This is a genomic window from Actinoplanes sp. ATCC 53533 (assembly GCF_003947245.1).
The window spans coordinates 1-956 of sequence record NZ_QHHV01000430.1 but is presented as its reverse complement, the minus strand read 5'-3'; the positions used below and the strand labels follow the sequence as shown (position 1 = coordinate 956).

Below are 956 nucleotides of genomic sequence, written 5' to 3'. Positions count from 1 at the left end.
CCCCAACTCCAGCCTCGGACGTATTGGTCCCGGCTTCAGGCGAGTCCGCCCCGACCCTCGCCGCAGCAGTTCCAACCTCGGACGAGTCGGCCCCAGCTCCAGCCTCGGACATATCGGTCCCGGCTTCAGGCGAGTCCGCCCCGACCCTCGCCGCAACAGTCCCGGCCCCGGACGAGCCGGCCCCAACTCCAGCCTCGGACGCATCGGCCCCGGGTGAGTCGGCCTCCGCCCTCGGCCCGACCTGAGGCGCGTCAGTGCCGGCTTCGGGCGAGTCAATCTCTGCGTCGGCCCTGGCCTTGGACTCGGCAGTCCCGACTCCACGCGTATCGGTCTCCGCGCCGGCCCCGGGCTTGGGCGAGTCCTTCCCGGTCTTGTCCACCACTGCCGCGGCTTCCGACGCGGTCGTCTCCGCCTCCGTCACGGCCGCTTCGACCGCAGATGCGCCTTCCGCCGCCTTGGAAGCCGTTCCTGTGGCCGCGAGTGCACTTGTCCCGGTCTGGGACTCAGGCGGCGCGGCGGCGTCGGCTACCGCCTTCTCAGCCGGTTCGGCGTCCGTCGTGCCGGGGTGCGCCTCCGGCGTGTCGACAACCCTGGTGCCCACGGGCTTCGCGGCCGGGGTCCCCGCCTCGGTGGCCTTGACGGCTGATATCGGCTTTTGGGTTGCGTTGTCGGGCTTTGCGGTGTCAGTCAGGGATGCCGCTGCTGATGGCTCCTCCGCCTCCGGGCTGGCGAGTTTCGCCTCGGCCTCGGTCGACGGTGCTGCGGAGTCGGTCTTGGACGGGCGCGGACCGAACGGCAGCCGAGTGCCTGCCGTCTTCTTCGCCGTGGTGGCAGCGCCACTCGCAGCTTCATCGTCAACCGAATCCGCGTTGCCCGGCGTGGCGCTGCCCGGCGTGGCGCTGCCCGGCGTGGCGCTGCCCGGCGTGGCGCTGCCCGGCGTGGCGCTGCCCGGCGTG

Annotated in this window: 1 protein-coding gene; it reads left to right on the top strand. The window is 72.5% G+C overall.

The features are described 5' to 3' along the window. Window positions 1–578: 578 nt before the first annotated feature. Window positions 579–956, top strand: a 378-nt coding sequence (locus DMB66_RS62120; RefSeq protein WP_370321503.1) for a hypothetical protein, incomplete at its 3' end; no start/stop codon positions are given.